Annotated in this window: 15 protein-coding genes and 2 tRNA genes; 3 read left to right on the top strand and 14 right to left on the bottom strand. The window is 43.3% G+C overall.

Features of this window, described 5'->3' with window-relative positions:
- The 13 genes from AC2SLM_RS09170 to AC2SLM_RS09230 form a co-directional block, all read right to left on the bottom strand.
- A partial coding sequence (locus AC2SLM_RS09170; RefSeq protein WP_486553385.1) for a GA-like domain-containing protein occupies window positions 1-1,751 on the bottom strand: 1,751 nt, incomplete at its 3' end.
- Between the two features lie 53 nt (window positions 1,752-1,804).
- A complete protein-coding gene (locus tag AC2SLM_RS09175) occupies window positions 1,805-2,794 on the bottom strand; it encodes an OmpA family protein (protein ID WP_486553387.1) in 990 nt (329 codons plus the stop codon).
- A 581-nt stretch (window positions 2,795-3,375) separates the two neighbouring features.
- Window positions 3,376-3,452: transfer RNA gene (locus tag AC2SLM_RS09180), tRNA-Asp, on the bottom strand.
- 40 nt (window positions 3,453-3,492) lie between these two features.
- Window positions 3,493-3,568: transfer RNA gene (locus tag AC2SLM_RS09185), tRNA-Val, on the bottom strand.
- A 214-nt stretch (window positions 3,569-3,782) separates the two neighbouring features.
- The gene (locus AC2SLM_RS09190) at window positions 3,783-4,952 is read right to left on the bottom strand and encodes an HlyD family type I secretion periplasmic adaptor subunit (protein WP_486553389.1); all 1,170 of its coding nucleotides are present in this window, start codon (window positions 4,950-4,952) and stop codon (window positions 3,783-3,785) included.
- A 2-nt stretch (window positions 4,953-4,954) separates the two neighbouring features.
- Complete coding sequence (locus tag AC2SLM_RS09195) at window positions 4,955-7,522, bottom strand: type I secretion system permease/ATPase (RefSeq protein WP_486553391.1); 2,568 nt, start codon at window positions 7,520-7,522, stop codon at window positions 4,955-4,957.
- Between the two features lie 147 nt (window positions 7,523-7,669).
- Window positions 7,670-9,301 (bottom strand): TolC family protein, encoded by a 1,632-nt coding sequence (locus tag AC2SLM_RS09200; RefSeq protein ID WP_486553393.1) that lies wholly within the window; start codon window positions 9,299-9,301, stop codon window positions 7,670-7,672.
- Window positions 9,302-9,547: 246 nt separating this feature from the next.
- Window positions 9,548-11,086: a type II secretion system ATPase GspE gene (gspE, locus tag AC2SLM_RS09205; RefSeq protein WP_486553395.1), complete on the bottom strand. Its 1,539-nt coding sequence runs from the start codon at window positions 11,084-11,086 to the stop codon at window positions 9,548-9,550.
- Between the two features lie 62 nt (window positions 11,087-11,148).
- Entirely contained in the window at window positions 11,149-12,399 is a 1,251-nt protein-coding gene (locus tag AC2SLM_RS09210) for a bifunctional folylpolyglutamate synthase/dihydrofolate synthase (RefSeq protein WP_486553446.1), read from the bottom strand.
- Window positions 12,400-12,567: 168 nt separating this feature from the next.
- On the bottom strand, window positions 12,568-13,488 hold the full coding sequence (gene accD / locus AC2SLM_RS09215) for an acetyl-CoA carboxylase, carboxyltransferase subunit beta (RefSeq protein ID WP_486542685.1): 921 nt from the start codon (window positions 13,486-13,488) through the stop codon (window positions 12,568-12,570).
- A gap of 83 nt (window positions 13,489-13,571) precedes the next feature.
- Entirely contained in the window at window positions 13,572-14,402 is an 831-nt protein-coding gene (gene trpA, locus AC2SLM_RS09220) for a tryptophan synthase subunit alpha (protein WP_486553397.1), read from the bottom strand.
- A gap of 109 nt (window positions 14,403-14,511) precedes the next feature.
- A complete protein-coding gene (trpB, locus tag AC2SLM_RS09225; RefSeq protein WP_486553399.1) occupies window positions 14,512-15,765 on the bottom strand; it encodes a tryptophan synthase subunit beta in 1,254 nt (417 codons plus the stop codon).
- Window positions 15,766-15,864: 99 nt separating this feature from the next.
- On the bottom strand, window positions 15,865-16,521 hold the full coding sequence (locus AC2SLM_RS09230; RefSeq protein WP_486553400.1) for a phosphoribosylanthranilate isomerase: 657 nt from the start codon (window positions 16,519-16,521) through the stop codon (window positions 15,865-15,867).
- 208 nt (window positions 16,522-16,729) lie between these two features.
- Between AC2SLM_RS09230 and AC2SLM_RS09235 the strand changes: the two genes are divergently transcribed.
- Window positions 16,730-18,301 carry a cryptochrome/photolyase family protein gene (locus tag AC2SLM_RS09235; RefSeq protein WP_486553402.1) on the top strand — a complete coding sequence of 524 codons (1,572 nt, stop codon included), beginning with the start codon at window positions 16,730-16,732 and terminating at the stop codon, window positions 18,299-18,301.
- A 53-nt stretch (window positions 18,302-18,354) separates the two neighbouring features.
- On the opposite strand, the gene AC2SLM_RS09240 is transcribed toward AC2SLM_RS09235, so the two are convergent.
- On the bottom strand, window positions 18,355-19,074 hold the full coding sequence (locus tag AC2SLM_RS09240) for a DUF4230 domain-containing protein (RefSeq protein WP_486553404.1): 720 nt from the start codon (window positions 19,072-19,074) through the stop codon (window positions 18,355-18,357).
- Between the two features lie 326 nt (window positions 19,075-19,400).
- Here AC2SLM_RS09240 and AC2SLM_RS09245 point away from each other — a divergent pair, with 326 nt between their 5' ends.
- Window positions 19,401-21,131: a proline--tRNA ligase gene (locus AC2SLM_RS09245; protein WP_486553405.1), complete on the top strand. Its 1,731-nt coding sequence runs from the start codon at window positions 19,401-19,403 to the stop codon at window positions 21,129-21,131.
- Window positions 21,132-21,357: 226 nt separating this feature from the next.
- On the top strand, window positions 21,358-22,011 hold the full coding sequence (locus tag AC2SLM_RS09250; RefSeq protein ID WP_486553407.1) for a potassium channel family protein: 654 nt from the start codon (window positions 21,358-21,360) through the stop codon (window positions 22,009-22,011).
- The last annotated feature ends 1 nt before the right edge of the window (window position 22,012 follow it).

A 22,012-nucleotide genomic window follows, 5' to 3' on the forward strand; every position in this document is an offset into this window, starting at 1 on the left:
GGTGTGGTGTCCACTGGCGTGTCGCTACCTGAGGTGGCTTCGCCAGTCGATTCGTTACCGGCGTCATCACTGTTGGTCGCGTTCACTGGCGTACCATCTTTGACAGCGTCTGCTGGTAGGGCGGTTTCACCTGTGGCTGGGTCAACACTCACGCCTTCTGGCAGTGTGGTGCCATCAGCTGGCGCCCACTCTCCGGTTGCGGGATCTTTGACAAGCTCAACCGTTTGTGGGTTACCCGCTTCGTCGGTGTAAGAGATGGTGGCGTTAGTGGCATCATCCGCTGGGGTGACCGTCACTGAACCGTCGTCATTGGCATCAACGATTGGAGTCGCAGGTGGTGTGGTGTCAGATGTCTCAGGAACAACCACAGGCTCAACAACGTCTGCACGGTTAGCAAGCTCTGTTTTATCTTCACTTGCAGGTAGGCTTTCAACGGCAGCGGTTGCTTTTTCTTTCGCTGCAACAACTTTATCATTGGCCGCAACAATCGCCGCTTCTTCTGCAGGGGTGATTAGGTCATCTTCGTTGGCTTTATCAAGCTCAGCTTGAGCTGCTTCTTCTGCCGCTTCTGCTTCTTTAACTAAGTCAGTGGCTGCTTCTAGTACGGCTGCATCATCATCTTTTACGTCATCTATGCCATTGCTATTAGCGTCATTGACCGCAGGAACAACCACAGGCTCAACAGCGTCTGCACGGTTAGCAAGCTCTGTTTTATCTTCACTTGCAGGTAGGCTTTCAACGGCAGCGGTTGCTTTTTCTTTCGCTGCAACAACTTTATCATTGGCCGCAACAATCGCCGCTTCTTCTGCAGGGGTGATTAGACCGTCTTCTTTGGCTTTGTCTAGTGCCGCTTGGGCAGCGTCTTCACTCGCTTCGGCTTTAGCCACTAAGTCCTCAGCGGCTTTAACTAAGGCGGCAGCATCTTCTTCAGTATCTTTTTGACCATTGCTGTTAGCGTCATTGACAGCAGGTACGGCAACAGGCTCAACAGCGTCCGCTCGGTTAGCAAGATCCGTTTTGTCGTCACTTGCTGGTAGTGCGTCAACGGCTGCTTGCGCCGCGGCTTTGTCATGGGCAACTTGATCGTTGGCCTCTTCAATGGTAGCCACTTCTTCTGGGGTGATTAGACCGTCTTCTTTGGCTTTGTCTAGTGCCGCTTGGGCAGCGTCTTCACTCGCTTCGGCTTTAGCAACTAAGTCTTTTGCAACGCTCAGATCATTATTAGAGTTAGTAGACGGCGTATTGTCATTGTCATCATCCTTGTTTGCTATAGCAGCGCCTACGATACCGATACCTGCTAGACCAACAAGCCATGGCAAGGCATTAAAACCTTCTACATTACCTGCATTAACCCACCAAGGCGTAACTTGGTGCTCACCACCTAATGCCTGGCCCTCAAGATTTCCAACTTCTAATTCAGTAACATAATCGGCTACTTCTCCAGAATCTGGAATATAGTAATAGTAACCACCATCCTCTGCGATACCAATTAAAGCGCTTTGAGGATATTCATAAAAACCTTCAATAATTAAATCACTACTATCGCCCTCATCTTCCATAGAAACATGTAAATCATCACCTACACGCTTGGTAACGATATGATTCGGTGCACGGCCTATTGCTTTGTCAAACAACTCATAGTTTGCATTTTGGACTGCGCGAATAACGGTTGGCTTGCCGTCTTGGGTGACAACAACATGTTCGGCGATAGTTTGTGTGGCATTGTTTACTTTTACGATGATATTTTTCATAAGAACCTTTGTATTTATATAATTAAATTTTAGATAAGAGAAAGTCGATAAAATTATTGACTAATGATAGCAACGACGCGTCGATTGCTTTGACGGCCTTCATCAGTGTCATTGCTTGCTACCGGCTGCGATTCACCATAGCCTTGAGTCGTTAAACGTTGACTGCTAATTCCATATTGATTAACAAGCATATTTTTCACCGCATCAGCGCGCTGTTGGGATAGCTTTTGATTATAAGAAGCTGCACCCTTACTATCGGTATGACCTTCTAAGACAGCAGTTACCTCTGAATTTTGTTTCATATAATCAGCAACTGCTTGGAGTTTTTGAGAATAGGTAGAGCGAATATTTGCGCTATCAAAGTCGAATAAGACATCTAACTTGATAGGCTGATTAACAACGATAGGTTCATCTTCTACTTGTACAGGCTTTTGCTGAGGTTGAACGATTGGATGACAGTCATTCGCCACTACTCGACTGATTTGATGAGTCTGTTCAGGAGAGTTTTGCAATAAATTAATCGCTGTCGAGTCATCAAGAGCACGTGCAACAGGCAGATTATGCTGTTCGTCAACTGTTACTTCATAATAATAGGTTTGCTTTGGCTCTAGAAGCTTTATTGAAGCAACATTATTTAGGAAGTTTGTCTTAGTACTGGTTATTTCTGTACTTAGGTTATGCTGACCAGTACATACAATTGATTGAGAATACTGACCAGGCTGCAAACTCGTTTGGAAGCGATCATCAATACCAACATTGATACTGCCTTGATAGTCTTCACTTACATTTGCTGATGGATTTGCTTGACGAAAAACGACAATGCGGCTTTGATTTTCTTCTAAATCCGTATTATTAGGAACCGTAAAATTCGCCCCTTTTTTCTCCCAACGCACATTATTAACTTGTCGGCTACTGCTTCCATCAGAAGAAGCGTTTGTAGCTGACGCTGAGTTATGTGAATTATTAAAGTCAGGTAATGATTGGCAGCCACTTAAAGTAATAGCTGCAAATAAAGACGATAATGCGAGTGTTTTGAGTTTCATTTGGTTTTTCTCTATTAATTGTGAGATGAAGATGAAATTATGTTGATAGTGTAATAATTACAAAAGTTGATAGATGGTTAAAGGTTTGAATAAACCTAGGTCAGCAAAGAAAGTAAATCATTATTGTTTTAAAATGATGAAATCATAAGATAATGAGAATTATTTATACAATATCAGAAATATACTGAGGCTCTATTACAAACCTTTTTTATATAGTACTCAAATGTATAGTAATTACAATGACTTATTAAAACTGATAAGTACATTTAAATAAACATTACTTAAAGAAATTAAAAGTAACTAAATGGAAAGGAGTACTTACTTATCTAAATATTGCTGCGTTTTTAGCGCACTGATTATTTTAATTAATACTTGTTTAAGGAGTACACATAATAAGTTTAGTCTGCTTAAAACTAGAGGAAAGGTATGAGATTTCTCTTAGAAGTTTATAAAGGAAGGTTAGATAGTATGACTTAGTGTAGAATATGAGCGGAGAATCGACAGACATAAAAAAACCCCAAACTAGTATAAGTTCGAGGTTGAAACCGTTAAGCCAATATTGACTTATAAGGTTTTAAATATGGCGCAGCGGACGGGACTCGAACCCGCGACCCCCGGCGTGACAGGCCGGTATTCTAACCAACTGAACTACCGCTGCTTAGGTCGCTTTAGAATATTTAACCACTCTCTAAAATGAGTGGTGGGTGATGACGGATTCGAACCGCCGACATTCTGCGTGTAAGGCAGACGCTCTACCAACTGAGCTAATCACCCTAAATCAATTGCATTAGCAATTATTATAGGTCTAAATACCAATAAAAGAAACAAGCTAATTACTGCTAAGCTCCCTTACTGTGGATGTGTATTATATACATTTCACATAGAGTGTCAAACACTTTTTTCAAAAAACCAAATTCAGTTCAAACGCTTATTTGGTTATGCGAAACTGTCCCAATACCCACCCACCTCATAATGTTATTATTATTGATTAACGCTCACCGAGACCTTCAGATAAGGTCTTAGTAATCGGTTTGGTTAAGTATGACAATACAGTACGCTCCATTGCTTTAATGTCAACGCTAGCCGTCATACCAGGTTTAATAACAATTTCATCACCACGACCTGCAAATTCAGCTTCACCAATTTTGATAAGCACACGGTAATAAGGCTCTTCACCTTTTGGTGTTTTCTCCATAAGTGTGTCAGGGCTGATATAAGTCACTGTGCCATTCATTGCACCAAAAATAGAATAGTCATAAGCATCTAGCTTAACCGATGCAGCCTGACCTTCTTTCACATACGCAATATCAGCAGGTGTTACTTTGGCTTCTACGATTAGATCACTACTGGTCGGTAGTAGCTCCATAATGACCTCGCCTGGCTTAACCACGCCGCCGATGGTAGTAATATTAATATTATTCACTTTACCATCTTGAGGCGATAACAGACGCTTTTCTTCTAAAACTTGACTGCGATCACGTAACTGCTCAAGCTCACTATCTAACTCTTCTTGAGCTTTTGTCATCTCAGCCTGCGCTTCTTCGAAATACTTATTACGCTTGTTATTAATTTGCGCTTCGATATCTGCAACCTGTCTACGCAACTTGATAACATCGGCTTGACTGACATCACCATACTCTAGCAAAGGCTCGTTCATGTTAAGCTCTTTTTTGGCCAGCACAAGCATTTGCTCAAGAGAAGATACTTCTTCATTAATCGCTTGTTTACGGCGATTATAAAGCTGAGTTTGGTTCTCGACATATTCAGGATACTTAGCGACACTATCAGGGAATATCAGCGGTCGATCAAAGATTTCTGCTTGTAGACGCGCTAGTTTGGCCTCTAGGGCTGCTGATTTGGTTGCTGAGTTGTCATAAGCGGCTTGCGCTCGTTCTTCCTCAAGAATAACTAACAACTGCCCTTTTTTAACATCGTCACCTTCAGAGACCAGTATGTCAGTTAAGACGCCACCTTCGGATGCTTGTACTTCCTGCGTACGTGCGCTCGCAATAACCGTCGCCTTCGCTCGAGTTACCTGATCAATCGTTGCAAAGTAAGACCACACCAGAAGTATTGTAATACCGATAAGTGCAATCCAGATGCTGAGACGAGCACGGCCAATCTTAGGCTTGGTGGGTGTATATTGATATTCAGACATGCCTATTTCTCTTCTGGTTTGGGTTTAATAACAATGCTATTGGGAATACTTGGCTTGCTCTTAGGTGTACTATTTACCGAGTCCGTTTTTTTTGGCTCTGACTGAGTGCTGGGATTGGTCGCTGATTGACTGTTTTCAGACTCAGGTTGAATAATAATCTTTGGCTTTTTAGCTGATGGTACAGCCGGCTTATTATTCTGATTGGTTGCCTGACTAATGTTTGGTTTAGATGTTTGCGGGGCAACGGGATTATTGGGTTGTGCTGGACCGCCAGAACCATTTGGTCCACCTGAGCCGTTCGGATGGTTATTCGGCGCATCGGGATTGGTCTGAATTGCTGGACGATTGGCGTTTTGCTGCGCTATTTTATCAGGCCCACCTTGACGCTTGGCTTGCTCATTTTGCATCAGTTGCTTAAGTACTGCCTCTTTTGGACCATCCATAACAATTTGATGATTGTCCATAATAATAATACGATCAACCAAATCAAGCAGTGCGGTTTTATGAGTTGAGACAACCAAGGTTTGGCCATGTTGTAATTCCTGATGCAATACTTGCAGACAGCGCTGCTCTTGACGGTTATCCATAGAGGCCGTTGGCTCATCAATGAGCATCACTGACGGTTTGGTTAATAACAATCGAGTAAAGGCAACTAACTGCTTTTGACCACCAGATAGCCCTCGACCACCCTCACTAATTGGCAGGTCTAGACCGCTTGAATGGTTTGCAACTAGGTTGATTAGCCCTGTTTTTTGCATCGCTTCATGTAGCACATCATCATTCGGTGCTGCTAAACCAATCAGTAAGTTTTCACGTAAAGTCCCTTGGAATAAACGATGATCTTGTTGCAGATAGCCGACCTGTTCACTCAAAGACTCACGACTGATTTGCTGAATATCAAGACCATCTAATAACAAACGCCCAGAGGTTGGTGCATACAAACCTGATAACAGTTTTAGTAAGGTTGATTTACCCGAACCAATCGGGCCCAAGATAGCAATACGCTCACCTGGCTGGATAACTAACTTTTTAACGGTTACCGCAGGGCGGTCATTACCTAAATAATTAAATATCAAGTTATCACATTGATAATGACCTCTAATTTTGGTCGGTGATAATGGGTAGTTTACGCCGTGGTTGTCTTGCTCAAGCGCGAAGATACCTTCAATCATACTCTTGGCAGCTTTGGCATGAGAATATTGAACCAATAAGTTGGGAATGGACATTACAGGGGCAAGAACACGGCCACCTAAAATCGAACAGGCAATCAAACCACCCATAGTCATATCGCCACTCATCACCACAAATGCACCCATGATAACAATACCGACATAACTGGTCTGCTGTAGCATCTGGGTAAAGTAGCTTAAGTTATCGTTGGCATGCTTCATGTCCAAGTCATTTTTGATGGTGATATTCATCACATCAAGCCAACGTGATAGGAACTTCCAGCTACCTGCGCCTGCTTTGATGGTTTCCACGCCTTCAACGGTTTCAACTAACAGACCAGTTTTATAATAAGATGCTGATGCACCCGTTGCCGCAATCTCATCGATGCGTTTTCGTGCTGATAAGCCCATGATAATAGCAATCGTCGCTGCTACAATTGGCACTAACGCGACTAGTGGTGAGCCGATATAGGCAATAATAGACAAGAAAATAATCGTCATTGGGATATCGACCAGAGCGAACAAGGTACTGGCAGTAAAGAAGCTTCGTACTTGCTCATAACCACGTAACTGTGCAGCCATCGAGCCCACTGAGCCAGGCATTTGGTCAATTCGGACTCTGAGCAAACGCTGGAACACTTCACGAGATAAGTACTGATCCAACCCGACGACAACTTTATCCATGATTCTTGAGCGAGCGAATTTCATAAACGCTTCGAACAGAATAAATAACGCCACACCACTGGCTAGGATGATTAATGTGCTTACCCCTCGCGTAGGAATAACTCGGTCATAAACCTGTAGTGAGAATAAAGATACCGCCAGTGCTAAGAAATTAATCAGAAAAGAGGCAACCACTGCCTCAACAATAACACCTTTATAACTTTTTAAATCCGTCTTTAGCAGCGTGGTAAATGAGGCATTGCGTGTTTTGATATGGTTTTCTTTTAGACGCAAACGCAGCACTAAAGTTAAATCACTTGCCAGTACCACATGGTTGGTTGTTTCTTGGCGTAAGTTCCAGTTGCCTTGCGGTGTCTGTCCATCAACAATACCCCATCCGAATCTTGGATGATAAGCCAATAATGGTAGGAAGGCGGCATCAGGCTGTTTGAGGATTTCAGGGGCCTCATTAATACCCAATCCGTTTAACACCTCAATAATACCGCCAAGCGTATTAATACCACGCCCTTGGTTTACTGCCGCTTGGGTATCGTGTTTACGGATAATATCTTGCAGACGAATATTATCAATGGGATAGCCTTGCTGACTAAGCAAGTGTCTGAGCGCATCGGCTAACGATTGTGCGGTAGTTAGGTTGTCAGAATTTGGGACTAAATCTCCATTAAACCCTGCATTTTCCGACTCTAAATTATCTGATGACGCTTGATGATTACTCATGAATGACTACTTATTAAAAATTATTATTACAGTATTAATTAAGATGACGATAAAGCAGCGCTTAGTCAGTACAGTAAAATGATTCATTTAACGGTTTATTATTTAAATTATTTACTAACCGCGATACTGCTTAAACGATAAAGCTACTTATTGGCTAGGCTCATTATCAGTATGAGACTGATCATCTTCCTGAGATTCATTATTAAGTTGAGGCTCACCGTCAATCTGAGTAGCTCTATTCATAGACCCAATCTGATCTTCAGTAATAACGATAACGTCCCCATTATCTAATTGCTGCTGAGTAGAAGCTGGTAGATTCACAGAAATGTAGCTGTCCTCAAAACTGTCTGGAATATTTGACGGTCTTTGACCATAACCAAGCTTCTGACTGTCAGAATTTACCTTTTGCGTCTGGATCCACTCTCTCACCGGATCCATTGGGCTAAACTCTTTAACCGGTTCACGGTTATGTGCAAAGGTCTGCCATGGCATTAAACCGAAATCAACTTGTAGGTTATAAAAGGCAGCTAAAATATCTGAACGTGTTTGCACCAGGCGGATTTGATAATCGCTAAGTTCACGAACCGCGTTTAGTACTTCAAGCCAAGTCTTACGGCCAGCGATAAACTGGCGACGATAAGAGTTAACCACGATTTGGGCTCCGGCAACTGCTGCCACTAATGACAACTCTCGATTCTTAGCACTAGAGAAGCGTTGATATTCAACTTGAATATTTTCCATCACCTCACGGCGTGACGCTTCTTGGTTTTGCAGCAAACTATTGACACGTGCTTCTGAGGCACGGGTTAATGCAAGATTTGAAAAACCAGCACCCGGCTGATAGTTTAGACCCACATAAAATCTACCGTCATCTTCATTGGTATCATGATCATAGGTGTGTTTGTATTCAGCAAAAACGGTGGGGTATTTGGAGGCATTCTGTGCTTTTACTTCTTGCTTTGCAGACTCTGCCTGAAAGTAGCCTTTTACCACAGAAGGGTTATAGAAACTGGCTTGGTTAAAGGCCATCTCTTCAAATCCAATGGCTGAGGTTTTGGCTTGATCGACTAATACTTTAAGCTGAGGCACATTATAAGCACTGCCCTCAGAAATAGGACGACCAACGATTTGCTCTAAACGTGCCGCTGCAATTCTTTGCTGTTCAACGGCCGCTTCATAAGCATTTTGCTCTTGTAGAATACGGTTGGTTACTAAATCTAACTCAATACGTGCGGATACCCCTTGTTTAACGCGGCGCTGCATCATCGCCTCAAAGTCATTAAGCTGTTCAAGGTTTTCAAGATAAACACGTTGTTGAGCAACGGCTGTGATATAGGTTCGCCATGCTTCAATAGTGGTCTTAGCAACTTGGTTTTGCTGCTCGTAAATATTTTCAACCGCTGCTTTGTCATCAAAGATAGCTTGGTTAACGTTGGCCGTTAGTCGACCACCAGTCCATAACGCTTGGCGTAGTCCGACCTCGGAGACGATATTATTGTCTGAGTTATAAGAGGTTGCTGCGCTTGGCTCTGGTAACAAATTAAGCTTGGCCGCGTTAATACCTTCAGTCGTTGCTTGTTGCTCTGCTTTAGCAGAACGAACCAAGGGATGCGTTTGAATCGCTTGAGAGATAAGCGAGTTGATCTGGATATCAGTGATTGGCGTATTGGCGTGAGCAGATAATCCAACACCAGTAAGCAGCAATAAAGCAGTTAACAGTTTATTTTTATAACGCTGTTTGTGGTTATTTATTTTTTGATTACTTTTGCTAAACATCATAATGTATGAACTTATTGATTAATGGTTGATGCACTGTTTGGGTTACTATTGAGAAGGTAATAACTGTTATTTTTATATTGATAACCACTTTTTTTAGCGTTGATAATTCATGAAAACTTAAAACAAATTCTTGCAATTTTCATACATTATAACAACAGATATGACCTAATATAAGTTAATTTGTCGCAACATACAATTTATTTAAATTAATAGTCTACATCATACTTATAGCGATTTTATGACAGATTAAGAGACAATATCAATATTGACCGATGCTTCTTTGGTCACTCTTAATACTTCTTCTAAGGTGGTTTTGCCTGCCAAAACCTTTCTAAGACCATCCGCGCGAATGGATGGCGTTAACTGGCGCGCATAGTCTTCTAGCTTATATTCTGCTGTACCGCCATGAATCATACGGCGTAAAGTATCATCAACGGGTATCACTTCATAAATTGCCGTCCGACCTTTAAACCCAGATTGATTACAGACATCACAACCAACGGGCACTGGTAACCTTAATGCCTCTGTTTGCACACAAAGACTGGCATTATCTTTTCGAAATTCATCAAACAGCTGCGATTGTACAGCATCTGCATCTTTCCACTCATGACAGTTTGAGCAGAGCGTGCGCACCAAACGCTGAGCGACAACACCGATTAAGGATGAAGCCAATAAAAACGGCTCCACGCCCATATCTTGCAGGCGAGTTACCGCACCAATGGCCGTATTAGTATGGAGTGTGGATAATACTAAGTGACCGGTCAGCGACGCTTGGACCGCAATCTCTGCGGTTTCTAAATCACGTATTTCCCCCACCATGACCACATCGGGATCTTGACGCAGCATAGCCCGCAAACTGCGCGCGAAGGTCATATCCACCTTGGTATTAACCTGAGTTTGACCAATACCGTCAAGCTGAAATTCAATCGGATCTTCTGCAGTCAGAATATTACGTGTTTGATCGTTTAAATCGGTCAAAGCAGCATAAAGGGTTGTGGTTTTACCAGAACCGGTTGGACCTGTGACCAGAATAATGCCATGCGGACGATGAATCAGTTTTTTTAGCTGCTCATAATCTTTATCATCCAAACCAAGATAAGTCATATTCAAGCGACCTGCCTGCTTATCAAGCAAACGCATCACCACACGCTCACCAAAGCTTGACGGTAGCGTCGAGACACGCACATCAACTTCACGGCCGGCAAGCCTTAAGCTAATGCGTCCATCTTGAGGCACTCGCTTTTCAGCAATGTCTAACTTTGCCATCACTTTGATACGCGACACCAATAAAGGCGCGAGTTGACGTTTAGGACTGACAATCTCTTTGAGCTCCCCATCAACCCTAAAGCGAACCGATAACCTTTTTTCAAAAGTTTCGATATGGATATCAGAGGCATTTAGCCGAATGGCTTCGGATAGCAGCGCATTAATTAGGCGGATGATGGGCGCATCGTCTTGACTGTCCATCAAATCCTCAGTCTCAGGCACACTGTCTGCTAAGCTCACTAAATCTGGATGATCCTCTAAGCCCGCAGCAATATGTTGAGACTCCCCAGTATTCCCTGCATACGCTGCAGTCATACGTTTCTCAAATTCCTCTTGACTCACGTTTTGCAGTTCTGGAGGCTGGTTACTGCCCTGACTTACTGCAAAATGAATGGCTTCATTAATCGCATTAATAGGCGTCTCTTCAGTGAGTAAGAGTGTTGAAGCAGCCGTCGAGTCGGCGGAAGGCAATAATAAGAGCTGATGTCTTTTGGCAAAGCTGTACGGCAAAAACAACATAAATAGGCTACTTTTTCGACGGTCTATTATAAAAGGGAAATGAGCATAACTTTTGGTTAGAGCTATTGTAATGCAGGCAAAACCTCACCAATAGTATGGAATGAGCCACAGACTAAAATTAAATCCTCAGTCGCCGTACTCTCTACGACACCTAAACCAGCTACCGGTAAGGATTCATAGGCGGTGACATTAGTTTGCTGATGTTGCTCTAATATTTGTTTTAACTGTTGAGTACTGGCGGCTCTTGGATGGTTAATCTCTGCGATATGCCACGCTGCAATCGGCAGCTTTGAGTCGGTTAATAGCGTCACTACTTGTGCGATGTCTTTATCGGCCAGCATAGAGAACAGCAAGTGCAGTTTTGCATCCGGATACGCCTGTTTATGTTGCTGCCATAAAGGGATGAATTGGCTAAGTAAAAAGGTCATTCCGCACTCGTTATGCGCCACATCAAACAACCAATGACGATTTGATAACTGCCTATTATCAAAGCGACCCGCTAATTTAACTTGCGATAATGCTACTTTAATATGCGATTGGGTAATATTTAACTTGCTTGCTAATACCGCAGCAACTGCATTGGTAGTATTGGTCAAAGACAATGCTGGCTTAGGCAGCTGCATCGTGACCTGCGCACTGCTAAACTGCCACTGCGACTCTTGCTCAGTATAATCGTAATCTATGCCCACTTGAAAATACGGACAATCAAGCGCCTTGATTTTCTGTTTTACCGAATCCGGCATATCCGTTTCACCATAGATAAGTGGCATACCCTGTCGCAAAATACCGGCTTTTTCATAACCAATTTTATCACGCGTATCACCCAGCCAATCGACATGATCAATACTGATGTTGGTAATCACTGCCAAATCTGGATCAATGATATTCACCACATCTAGGCGCCCACCAAGACCTACTTCCAGTACCCAAACATCGCAATCCGCTTGAGCAAATATTAGCATTGCAGCCAATGTAGTCATCTCAAAAAATGACAAGGTCAATTCGCACGCTAAGCGGGCCTGCTCGACTTGATAAAAAGCATCGATTAAGGTTTGATCACCTACCGGCTGACCATCAATACGAACACGCTCATTAAAATCAATCAAATGCGGTGATTGATACAGTGCCGTTTTATAACCTGCCTGCTGACAAATAGCGCTAATAACCGCTGTGGTAGAGCCCTTACCATTGGTACCCGCGACGGTAAATACAAACGCATCATCTTTGGCAGATTGAACCAAGCCCAAATGATTTGCCACTGGCATAACACGGGATAATCCCATATCGATGGCAGAGACATGAATTTGCTGCATATAATCAATCCACTCTGACAAAGAGCTTGATTGAGTTGGCGCAGTTTCAGGGGCTAAAAAGGTATTGTTGGTCACAAAAAATCTCGACTAAGATAACAGGAATAAGTCACCGCATAAGATTACTTATAAATATATTATTTCGCTATATAAGCTGCTCAGTGGTACGGATTAATAATGCATCAGCTTTGCAAGCAAACGATACACGGTATCATTTAATTGATGACGGTGAACCACTTGATCGATAACCCCATGCTCAAGTAGATATTCCGCACGTTGGAATGGCTCTTCTAGCGTCTCACGTACCGTTTGCTCAATGACGCGCTTGCCTGCAAAGCCAATCATCGCCTTTGGCTCAGCAATATGAATATCACCAAGCATCGCCAGTGAAGCTGTCACTCCGCCATAAACCGGATTGGTCAGTACCACAATATAAGGCACGCCGGCCAAACGCAGACGTTCAATTGCAGCGCCAGTACGCGCCATTTGCATCAACGATAATAAGCCTTCCTGCATACGGGCACCGCCTGAGGCCGCAAAGCAAATAAGCGGTATCTTCTTCTCAAGCGCAGCTTCAGCAGCGGCAACAAAACGATCGCCAACCACTGAACCCATCGATCCGCCCATAAACCTAAAATCAAACGCACAGGTGACCACATCCATATCGCGCAGCTTGCCTTGCAGCACAATAAGAGCTTCTGTCTCGCCTGTCTTATCCTGCATTTGCTGTAAACGCTGTGGATAGGGTTTGCTATCCACAAACTGTAGTGGATCGCCACTACTAAATTCTTGACCGAGCTCAGCATCTATCTGGTCTAAAAAGCCAGACAAACGTTCGCGCGCTGTCATTGCCAAATGATAATCACAATGCGGACAGACATAACTATTAAAAATCAGTGCGGTGTTGGTAGTCATCGAGTGGCACTGCGGACACTGTGTCGACGGCTCAGTCTCTACCGCAGATAGCTGCGGTAAGCTATGTCTCTGCACCTTAGGGACCGGACGACTTAGCCAAGTATCACACTTTGGGTCCGTTTGAATGGAGGCCGGCTTGTCTACTTTTCCGCCCGTCTCATTGTTATTTTTAGCCATAGCTTAATCTACTTATGTTACTGTTAGTAGGACTTAGAAGATGTGCTTTAAAATTACGCTAGCAATCGTTTTGAAAACAATAACTAAGCGTTAGGTAAATTATCCAAGGCTTGACGTAGCTCATCCATCTTATTCATGATGTTATCTTGAGCCGCTGTGATATCCGCGTCACTTGAACTGCTATCTAAGCCTTTGAAATGCTTCACAAGCTCACTGCCAACAATCACACCATCGGCAAACTGCCCGATTGCAGCGGCTGACTTGCCATCGCGAATACCGAAGCCAACACAGATTGGCAAGTCAGTTTCACTTTTAATGGCTTGCACCTGCTTGCCAACCTCAGCGGTATCTAGGCTAGCAGAGCCTGTTACCCCTTTTAAAGACACATAGTAGATATAACCACCACAGTGCGTCATCACTTGCTTACGGCGCTCAGGCAGCGTTGTTGGTGACAATAAGAAAATCTTATTCATATCATGCTCAGCCAGATGCTGTACAAATGTGCCCGACTCTGCTGGCGGTAAGTCAACAACCAATACCCCATCCACACCGGCATCTTGGCAAATATCGATAAAGGCATCATAACCAATAATTTCAATCGGATTTAAATAACCCATTAGAATAATTGGCGTAGTGGTATTGGTTTTACGAAACTCTTTCACCATAGCAATGGCTTTACGAGTACTGGTACCGCCCGCTAAAGCACGCTCGCCAGCTAAGGCAACGGTCGGACCATCTGCCATCGGATCTGAAAATGGCAGACCCACTTCAATCATATCAGCGCCATGCTCAACCAGTCTGTGCAATAAGCCCACAAAGCTATCTGGCGTTGGGTCACCAGCCATCACATACGGAATTAAGGCTTTTTTCTTCTGTTGTTGTAGCGTATTAAATGTGGTTTCAATTCGGGTCATGATATTCCCTCAAATAACAATTTTAATAGGGGCAATTATTAATGGATAACATCATACTGCCCCAGTTTAATTAATTCTGGTTTATGCGTTTATACCTGCTTCATTTAGCTTAAAGCTCGATACCTTCAGCTTTCATCACCGAATGCAGATCTTTATCACCACGACCTGACATATTGACGATAATGGTCTGCTCAGGGCTCATGTTCTTTGCAAGCTCTAACGCATAAGCTACAGCGTGAGACGACTCAAGCGCTGGGATAATACCTTCTTTACGGGTCACTTCATGGAAACCATGTAGCGCTTCTTTATCGGTACAGCCCACATATTGCACACGCTCAATGTCTTTTAAGAAGCTATGCTCAGGACCAACGCCTGGATAATCCAGACCTGCCGAGATTGAATGCGTCTCTAAGATTTGACCATTATCATCAGCCATTAAGTAAGTGCGATTACCATGCAATACACCTACACGGCCTGCCGCAAGTGGTGCAGAGTGACGACCCGTTTCAATACCGTCACCGGTCGCCTCTACGCCATACATTTTGACATCGGTATCATTTAAGAACTCATAAAATAGACCAATTGCGTTTGAACCGCCACCAACACAGGCCACTAAAGCATCTGGCAGCTTACCGGTTTTTTCTAAATGCTGAATACGTGCCTCTTTACCAATAATGGCTTGGAAATCACGCACCAATAGTGGATATGGATGCGGACCTGCGACCGTACCAATAATATAATAAGTGGTATCAACATTGGTCACCCAGTCACGCATTGCTTCGTTCATCGCGTCTTTTAGCGTACGTGAACCAGAATCAACAGGTACCACTTTAGCACCTAATAAACGCATACGGTAGACGTTCATTTTCTGACGCTCAACATCATCAGCGCCCATATAAATGATACATTCAAGCCCTAAACGCGCTGCAATCGTTGCGGTCGCCACACCATGTTGACCGGCACCAGTTTCGGCAATAATACGTTTTTTACCGCTCATTTTTGCCAATAATGCCTGACCAATGGTGTTATTTACTTTATGGGCACCCGTGTGGTTTAAATCTTCACGCTTAAAATAAATCTGCGCGCCACCAATCTCATCGCTCAGACGCTTGGCATGATAAAGCGGCGTTGGACGACCCACATAATTCACCAAATCATTATGGTACTCTTCCCAAAATTTAGGATCTTGTTTGACCTGATAATACAGCGTCTCAAGCTCTTCTAGAGCTGCCATTAGTGTCTCAGACACAAAGCGACCGCCATGAATACCAAAGTGACCACTGGCATCTGGATACTGGTTAAAATCTACAGCTTCATCGTCTATTTCATCGTTGTGCGGAATATTATTAAAGGTTGTTGTCATAGTAGTTTTCGCTCTATAAATAGTGAAATATTAAAGTGTTATATGTTAGTTTTTGGATAGTGGAGTTTAATTTGTGTTTTTATCATACCTCAGGATGGTTTAATCTTGCCATCGACTGCTTTTTACCGAACGAATAAACGCTGCCATCTTACCGGCATCCTTAACACCCTTTGCCGACTCAATACCACCACTCACATCAACGGCATGTATCGGTAAATTCTGACTCATAACCTCACCTATATTTTGCGGAGTTAATCCCCCCGCCAAAATAATCGGTAAGCTGGTATCATTCGGAATCAGCGACCAATCAAAGCGCTCGCCTGTGCCGCCATACGCGTCTTTATGATAGGCATCAAGTAGAATACTGCTAGCACCGACTTGCGCAAACGCATCAATCTTGGTACGAATCGAGTCAGGCGTATCCTGCTCTTTATTAATGCGTAACGCTTTAATCCAGCGTTTGTTCACCGCTTTGGCTAACGATTGACACTGCTCTGGGCTCTCGTCACCATGAAACTGAATCACATCAAAAGTAGCGGTATTCGCCAGTTCAACGACCTCGTCTTTATTCATATTAACCACTAAGGCAACCACGCTCACAAAGGCCGGGATATGCTGAATCAAATCTTTCGCCTGCGCGGCTGTCACTGCGCGAGGACTGGGCGGGTAACACACAAAGCCTAAGGCATCCGCGCCAATATGTACCGCCTGCTTTACGTCCTCTACTCGCGTCAATCCGCAAAACTTAACCTGCATTATGCCCTCGTCTTCGCTAAATCTGTTTGACCGTGTAACGTGATTAAATGGTTTTTATTAATCACTTATCCTATCATACTTTTTAGCATGATTAACGCACCGTCTATCACCCTTTAGGTAGTCGACGACTGTGCGTAAAGTATATGACATAAATTAATAAATAGCGCCATAATCAAACAATTAAATCACACTTTTTGAGGAGCACCACATGGCTGATGAAAATAAAATATCTGGACTGATGTGGTTTCGGCGCGACCTACGTCTGCATGATAATACGGCGTTAACTTTGTTAATCGAGCAAGCCTTAGAGTATGCAGACAGCCAGCATTCTGCAAGCTTGCATGCCGTGTTTATCTGTACGCCTAAGCAGTGGCTTGAGCATCATATGTCGCTTGTACAAGTGGACTTGATGATGCGCACCGTCAACAAGCTCAAAGACAACTTAGCAAACAAGCTTGGCATCACCTTGCATCTATTGCAGGCCGATAGCTATGCAGATAGTGCTGAGGTGCTCACTGAGTTTTGTGTGGATAATAAGATCACCCATGTTGTGTGTAATTATGAATACGAGCTCAACGAACAACAGCGTGATGCTAAAGTAAACAAAAAGCTATCAGCGCTAAACATCGATTTCAAGCAGTATCACGACCAATGTATCTTACCGCCCGACACCATTAAAACCGGTGATGATACGATGTACAAAGTATTCACCCCTTTTTATAAAAAATGGCTACAAACCTTAGAGATTAGCCCGCCAGTCCTTTATGAAATCGACTCTTTTGATATTAATCAACAACACTCAAATAATGACATAAATATTAAAGCGAACAACCTATCGCTCTCTCTAGATGACATACGTCATGCGGTTTTAGATGCCTTTAAAGCGTATTACCAACTATCAGACAGTGAGGCAGATGCTTTATTAAAAATAGCACGTGCCGATTATCCTGCCGGCGAGCAAGCAGCTATCGAAAGACTGCATTATTTTATTAAAGAGGATATTGAAGAATATACCTTAACGCGTGACCAGCCAGCGTTAATAGGTACCAGTCATCTCTCTGCCTATTTGACCATTGGTGCCATTAGTCCACGTCTATGCTACCAACAAGCAGAGGCAAAGCTACAAGAAAATAGCTTGAAATCTAATGGCTCAACCGATATTGAGCGCTGGATAAGCGAGCTTGGTTGGCGTGACTTTTATCGTCATGTGATTGTTGATAGACCCGATATTGTTCAGGGTGCGGCCTATAAAAAGGATACCGATAGCAAAGTAAATTGGTCATATGATAGTAACGATTTTGAGAAATGGTGTACCGGCATGACCGGTGTTCCATTAATTGATGCGGCAATGCGCTGCTTAAACCAAACCGGCTTTATGCACAATCGTCTACGCATGGTCACCGCGATGTTTTTGACCAAAGACTTGTTTATTGATTGGCGCTTGGGTGAGCGCTATTTTATGCAAAATTTAATTGATGGTGATTTTGCGTCCAATAATGGCGGTTGGCAATGGAGTGCATCGACAGGAACAGATTCAGCGCCCTACTTTCGCATCATGAACCCATTTAGCCAAGCCAAGACCCATGACAAAGAGGCTGTTTTTATTAAGACATGGCTACCAGAATTAAAAGACATCCCTGCCAGAATTTTGCACGATGAAAGTAAACTACGCAAAGCACTGAATGAAAAAGGCGAGTTTGCTCATGTTAACTACCCCGTACCGATGGTAGAACACAAACAAGCCCGCCTGTATGCCATTGCTCAATTTAAAGGCGAATGACTTAAAACAGCAGTGCCTTATAAGAAAACGTACTCATTTACCTAGTTGATAGTTTAGCTAATTGGCTGGCACGCACCTGTACCTTGCGTATGCACAGTGACTTCTGCACCAGTCATCGCAAACAATTGAGTCATCTCTTTTTTGGCATTGGCTTCTGCTTGCTGCATTACCCCATCTGCACAAGCACGCTTAAGCACCTCAGCTTTAGCACTGGCCTGCGCCTGCTTTAATACTTCAGGCTCTGCTTGTACCATGCCGAACATACCGCCTGCCTGCCAATCATAGACCTCCAGATCATCCAGATATACTGAGAAAATCTGAGCAGGCGGCAAGGTAATCATAATGTTAGGCATGATGCTAATAGAATCCTCATTACCATCGGCTTCTGCCTGAAGCTTGGCTTCCTCTATCTGCTCAGGTGTTGGCTCAGTGACTTGCACCATCTCTGGGCTTATCTGACTTAAATCCACGCCAGCGACAATACGACCACGCGCAATAAACAGCCCCTTTTGTTGGTCTTGCCAAAGGCGCTGCCACGTGCCTTGCTGCTCACTGGTAATCACGGTATCGACATTATAGGCCATGGTCTCTAGACGGTTTAGCTCTTGAATTTTGGTTACCACGCCTTCTCGAGTAATGGTCTGTATTTGTAGCTCGTCCTTATCTTTTGACTGCTGCCACAATAATATGGCCAGAAAAATCAAAATAAGCAGTACGCCTAATTTTAATACCACCCCACTACTTTTTGCTGTGTTTTGTGTTTTAGTTGTCATAACCGTCACCGTATTCAATAAGAAAATCAGAACAGAGTATTTTATCAATGTTATTAGCCTCTAATATAGCCAATAACCCCCATTTTGTCTGCTATTTTACGTTACACAAATGCCCGCTTAATCCGGCCAAAAAACCACATTATTTAAAAAAGGATTGCGTCATTGGATGACTTTACCTAACATAGGCGGATTGAACTTATTAATTTGAATAGTTTGTCTATATTTAACACCCAAAATGATGGTAGATTGATTACTCATTAAGGTGTTTTTCATCGTTTAATTTAGCTATTGATAGCTAATCTATACAAAGTAAAGTTGAGTCCGTTATGAGAGCCAGCCAGTTTTTATTTGCTACCTTAAAAGAAACACCAAGCGATGCTGATATCGCCTCTAGCCAACTGATGGTCAGAGCAGGTCTTATTCGTAAGCTTGCCTCGGGTCTGTATGTCTGGTTACCTATGGGTCTGCGTATTTTGCAAAAAGTTGAGCGTATCGTGCGTGAAGAGATGCAAAATATCGGTGCCCAAGAAGTCCTAATGCCGATGACCCAACCGGCTGAGCTTTGGGAACAGACAGGCCGCATCACTGAATATGGCCCTGAGCTTTTACGTTTTAAAGACCGTCATAACCGCGACTTCGTGCTTGGGCCTACACATGAGGAGGTTATCACGACGATTGCTGATGGTGAGCTTAAAAGCTACAAGCAATTACCGCTGACCCTATTTCAAATCCAAAGCAAGTTCCGTGATGAGATTCGTCCGCGTTTTGGGGTAATGCGTGCCCGCGAATTCACCATGAAAGACGCCTACTCGTTCCATGTTAATCAAGAGTCATTGGCCGATACCTATCAAGATATGTACAACGCCTATTCACGTATCTTTACCCGTTTAGGTCTAAACTTCCGTGCGGTATTAGCGGATACCGGTTCTATCGGTGGTTTTGCCTCTCACGAATTCCATGTATTAGCTGGTAGTGGTGAGGATGCGATTGCCTTCTCTGACGGCTCTGACTTTGCCGCCAACGTTGAGCTTGTAGAAGCGATTTGTACCGATGAGCGCCCAGCACCGACCCAAGAGCGCCAAAATGTTGACACGCCTAAGATTCAGACCAATGAAGCATTGGCTCAATTCCTAGATATCCCTCTATCAAAAACCGTGAAGACCTTAATTGTTAAAGGTCATGATATTAATGACGACGGCACTGAGGGTGATGAAAAATTAATCGCGCTTGTGGTACGTGGCGATCATACGCTTAACGAAATCAAAGCGGAAAAAATTGCCGAAGTGGCAGTACCATTGACCTTTGCAACCGATGAAGAAATGAAAAACGCCGGTCTGAAAAAAGGCTACATTGGTGTTGACTTAGACATACCTGTTTATGTAGATCGCGCAGCAGCAACTATGAGTGATTTCGTTTCAGGCGCTAACGAATATAACATGCACACTACCGGTATGAACTGGGAGCGTGATGCGCAAATTACCGAAGTCGTTGATATCCGTAACGTGGTTGAAGGCGACATCTCTCCAGATGGTAAAGGTACTTTAAGCATCAAACGCGGTATCGAAGTCGGTCATATCTTCCAGTTGGGTGATAAGTATTCTAAAGCGCTGAACTGTACAGTAATGGGTGAAGATGGTAAGCCAGTGACCTTAATGATGGGTTGTTATGGTATCGGTGTGAGCCGTATTATCGCCGCCTCTATTGAGCAAAATCATGATGATAACGGTATCATTTGGGCGAAGACGCCTGATATCAAAGACTCTATTGCACCATTTGATATCGCTATCGTGCCAATGAAATCTAAAGAAGAGACGGTCATGAACACCGCTGAAGCCTTATATGAAGAGTTAAAAGCGCAAGGGCTAAACGTGATTTTAGATGACCGTAACGAGCGCCCAGGTGTTAAGTTTGCTGATTTAGAATTGATTGGTATCCCGCATCGTATTGTTGTTTCTGACCGAAACTTAGCAGAAGACAAATACGAGTATGTGGATCGCCGTACTGGTGAAAAAGAACTGCTAAGCCGTGAAGAAGTCATTGCACGAGTCAGTCAGTAATTCAATGCTGCAATAGATACATTCTATTTTTACTGAGTTTCAACAGTCTTAAGCATAAAATCTTACAAAAAAGAATGCCAATTGGCGTTCTTTTTTTGTCTATATTTGGTATCAAGCTACATTAAACAATGAGGTAAACCGTCTACATCGCTGAATTTAGGCGTATAATTCTTATAAAGTTAACCCAATTGTTTTTAGGTTCATAAACAAGTAACGAGGTATCAACATGCAATTTGCCGTAATCGGACTGGGTGTATTTGGTAAAGCCTGTGCGTTTGAGCTACAGAGCCAAGGCAACGAGGTACTAGGCATTGACCTAGATGAAGAAGAAGTTAATAAAGTCAGCGATACATTGGCACACTCGGTCATTGCAGATGCGACCAATATTGAGACACTACAAGAGCTAAATCTTAGTCAATTTGATGGCGTAATCGTGAGTATTGGTGACGATTTGGAAGCCAGCTTATTGTGTACGCTAAATCTAATTAAACTGCCCGTGAAAAACTTGTGGGTGAAAGCCAAAACAGACGCTCATCACGATATTTTGCATAGCTTAGGTGTTGAAAATATCATCCATCCTGAGCAAGACATGGGTATTCGTATTGCTCAGTCTATGGCCTACCCGATGATGAAGCAGTATTTGGCACTGGGTAATAAAGAGTATTTAGTCCGTATCGATATGCCAGAGACTATGTCCCCTATTAGTATTGATAAAATCAAAAGCAAAAACCTTGATACGGATTTGTTACTTCTTATCCGCGGTGATGAGGTTATCCAAGACTTCAGCTCAGATATGATGATTCAATACCCTGATCGCCTAGTCTATAGCGGACGCGTCACTGCATTAAAGCATTTAGCCAAGCACTTCTTAGGTGACTAGA

The sequence above is a fragment of the Psychrobacter sp. CX16 genome, assembly GCF_057396245.1.